Source organism: Candidatus Woesearchaeota archaeon (genome assembly GCA_026394965.1).
Taxonomy (GTDB): Archaea; Nanobdellota; Nanobdellia; order Woesearchaeales; family 0-14-0-80-44-23; genus JAPLZQ01.
The window spans coordinates 1-3,403 of record JAPLZQ010000112.1; the positions used below are offsets into that span (position 1 = coordinate 1).

The 3,403-nt window shown below is 40.9% G+C and carries 5 protein-coding genes; 4 read left to right on the plus strand and 1 reads right to left on the minus strand.

Features of this window, described 5'->3' with window-relative positions:
- The coding region (locus NTV63_05295) for a B12-binding domain-containing radical SAM protein (protein ID MCX6710334.1) at positions 1-736 on the minus strand (736 nt) is incomplete at its 3' end.
- A 125-nt stretch (positions 737-861) separates the two neighbouring features.
- Between NTV63_05295 and NTV63_05300 the strand changes: the two genes are divergently transcribed.
- The 4 genes from NTV63_05300 to NTV63_05315 all read left to right on the plus strand — a co-directional run.
- On the plus strand, positions 862-1,734 hold the full coding sequence (locus NTV63_05300) for a class I SAM-dependent methyltransferase (GenBank protein ID MCX6710335.1): 873 nt from the start codon (positions 862-864) through the stop codon (positions 1,732-1,734).
- Positions 1,731-2,423 carry a methyltransferase domain-containing protein gene (locus tag NTV63_05305; protein MCX6710336.1) on the plus strand — a complete coding sequence of 231 codons (693 nt, stop codon included), beginning with the start codon at positions 1,731-1,733 and terminating at the stop codon, positions 2,421-2,423. The genes NTV63_05300 and NTV63_05305 overlap by 4 nt, the downstream gene beginning before the upstream one ends.
- Positions 2,424-2,443: 20 nt before the next feature.
- The gene (locus tag NTV63_05310) at positions 2,444-2,677 is read left to right on the plus strand and encodes a hypothetical protein (protein ID MCX6710337.1); all 234 of its coding nucleotides are present in this window, start codon (positions 2,444-2,446) and stop codon (positions 2,675-2,677) included.
- A 93-nt stretch (positions 2,678-2,770) separates the two neighbouring features.
- A partial coding sequence (locus NTV63_05315) for a glycosyltransferase (GenBank protein MCX6710338.1) occupies positions 2,771-3,403 on the plus strand: 633 nt, incomplete at its 3' end.

Here is a 3,403-nt window from a genome sequence, read left to right on the forward strand (position 1 = left end):
GAAATGTCTTAAGGTCATATTCTATCTCTGCAACAACGAGTTTGGGATGCCTTAGCCGAAGCATTCTTCCAAATGTAACCTGAGTTTCCCTGCAGAAAGTGCACCTTCCGAAGCATCCCCTTGCTGAAATGAGAGTGATGAAGGGATATAAGTTTCCGCCGTTGAAATACCACTCCGGCTTCACATGGTGCCATGCAGGGAATGGAAGCCCGTTTATGTCCTCAGAAGCAATCCTTAGGGGATTGTGAAAAACTTTTCCTTTTTCATAATATGAAAGTCCAAGAATATCTTTTTTCTCCTTTCCTGCTGCAACATCCCTTAAAGTGTAATCCTCCTCTCCGCGGACAATCATGTCAACACAGCCCTTTGAGAGCTTGTTTGCTATCCTGAAAGTGTCTTTCGGAACAGCAGAGGAATGCGCACCAACTAAAACAGTTGCTGAGCAAAAATCCTTTGCAAGCTTTGCATAGGATATGTCATTGTAAATGCTTGGAGTTGTTGTGTGGATTACAGTTAAATCCGGCCTAAATCTCGAAATTATTTTCGCAATCTCCTTCTTAGGTATGTTAAGCGCAGCCCCATCCACAAACTTCACATTGTGCTCACGCTCAAGAACAGCAGTCGCAGTCAGCATGTATTCAGGATGCCTCTGCACCCTTCCCCTGCTCCTTGTTGCCCAGCGCGCTGACTTGCAGAAATCCCTGACATAGGAAGGATTGAGCATCAAAATTTTCATTGAGAGAAGTGCAGAGCAAAATCGTTTATAAATTTAACTGAAATCATTCAGCGCCTGCACTTTTCATACTAAAAATTTATAAACGCTGTTTAAATTATCCCCTAAGGAAAAAAGCCAGAATAAAAATGAAAGCTGAAAAAGAAAAAGACCAGAAATGCGTATGCTGCGGCTCTTTGAAGCGCAGGTTCTTTGCTTCTGAAAAGGGATTTGACTATTTCAAATGCAGAAAATGCGCTCTTGTGTATGTTAACCCTCTTCAGGTTGGAAGGCGCGAGACATTCGGAAAGGAAGACAGAAAATGGATGAGCATATTTGAGAATGCAGACAGGAAAAGATTCTTCAGTGAAGAGCTCAGGGAGATTGACCGGCTTACTGGTGGAAAAAGGGGAAAGCTCCTTGATGTGGGCTGCGGAGAAGGCGAATTCATGGAACTTGCAAAAAAGGACTGGTGGCAGGTCTACGGAATAGAGCCGGCAGGAAGCTCAGTTAAGAGATGCCAGAAGAAAAAGCTGAATGTTGAAAAGGGCTTTTTTCCAGATGATTTCCGCGGCTCAAGGCAGAAGTTTGACGCAATAACAATGTTTGATGTCCTTGAGCACATGCACCATCCAAAATCTGCGCTTTTTTCTGCAGGGAAACTGCTGAAAGAGGGCGGGCTTCTTGTGGTGAGAGTGCCTAACCCGAATTATGTGCTCCTGAAAAGGCGCATTGACAGATTATTCCGGATTAAGAACTCATTTGGAAAGGAAGCAACATACTTTAATCCCGGCTCGCACATCTTCTATTTCTACCCAAAGACAATAAAAGGGTTTATAGAAAGAAGCGGATTTTCTGTGCTTAAGGTTAAATATGAGCGCTCAGAGATATTCCTTGACAATAAGACAAGGGTGCTTGCGGGAATGCTTCACTTCTTCACTAAAGCACTTTACTATCTGACATTCGGAAGGATAAACTGCATAATAAACACGGCAATATACGCGAGAAAAGGATTAAAATGAGCAATACAAAAATACTCAAAAACAAGCGTGTTTCTGGCACAGATGCAACTGTTTTTGGTACATTAGCTAATAGAAGCTGGGATTCCCGCTGGGAAAAGGTTTTTCAGAATCGGGCGTGGGGAAAATACCCTTCAGAAGAGCTTGTAAGGTTCATAGCAAGGAATTTCTACAAGGCAAAAGACAGGGAAAAAATCAGGATTCTCGATTTGGGATGCGGAACAGGGGCAGGCGCATGGTTTATTGCAAGAGAGGGATTCTCCTCATTTGGGATAGACGGAAGCGAAACAGCAATAAAAATCGCAACAGAGAGATTCAGAAAAGAAAATCTAAAAGGGGAATTTCTTACTGGAGACATAATAAAACTGAAATATCCCAATAATTATTTTGACTGCATAATAGACATCTGCGCGCTTCAGCACAACAGGAATTCCTGCATAAAACAAATAATAAAGGAAATGCACAGAGTGCTTAAGCACAATGGAAAAATTTTCAGCATGATAATCAGCAAAAAAAGCAGGGTAAGCAAGAAAGATTACCTGAAGGAGTATGGATTCACAAATTTCATGACTGAAAACGATATAAGGAAAGCATTCTGCAGATTCGGGGATATTGAAATAGAAAAGAAGGAAAGGACAGACAGAGGAAACCTTATTGCGCATTTCATAGTATCCGTCACAAAGCGGAATTAAACCAAGTGGAGGAAAAAAACATGGGACAATGGGAATACCTTGGGGATTATACTGGAGGAAGCTATTACTGGAACTGCGAATGCGGTTTTGCAGTCAAGACTGGAAAGAATGAATTGCAGGAAGTGACAGACAAGAATTTTATCTGGTTCTTAAAGCTTGAACTATGCGACCTTGAGAACATCGTTGAAAGCGAGATTGAAAAACATAAAATTCCAGAAGATGTTAAATACATAAGAGCAGAAAAGAGTTATTGAGAAATTTGATTATTTAGGTGAAGAAAAATTTCAGACAAAAAAAAGGCAGGAAGAATTGCAATTCTTACCCCGACATTCTATGAATTCAGCGGAATAGACAGGATGGTTGAGCTTCAGGCAGAGGAGTATTTCAGGAAGGGCTTTAAAGTCAAGATATTCTGCCTGGATGCAACATTAAAGCCAAAGCACGCTGAACTTGAGGCATTTGGGATTCCAAAAAAAAAGATTCTCCAGCCAATCTACAAACTCTTATTCCCACTTAACATAATAAGAAACATAAAAATAATAAGGGAATTAAAGGATTATGGGACTGCAATAAGCCATTATTACCCTATGAATTTTCCCTGCTTTATTGCAAAGAAAATTTACGGGAAAAAGATGAAATACATTTATTATAATTACGGGATAAACTACCCTGAGCTTTTCCCGAGCATTCAGGAAAGGGTTTTTCTAAGGATTTTCCGCTTCCTCACAAATAGAACTATAAGAAATGTTGATGAGGCAGTGAGCATAAGCTATTTTCTTAGGGATGTCCTGAAAAGAGAGACAGGAATCCCAAGCAGGATTGAGCACTGCAAAATTGACACTAAAAGATTCCATCTGGGGATTGACGGCTCTTCAATAAGGAAGAAATACGGAATAAGGAACGAGCCAGTGCTCCTGTTTGTGGGAAGAATATCGCCGCACAAGGGAGTGCACCTGTTGATAGAGGCGTTCAATCTCATA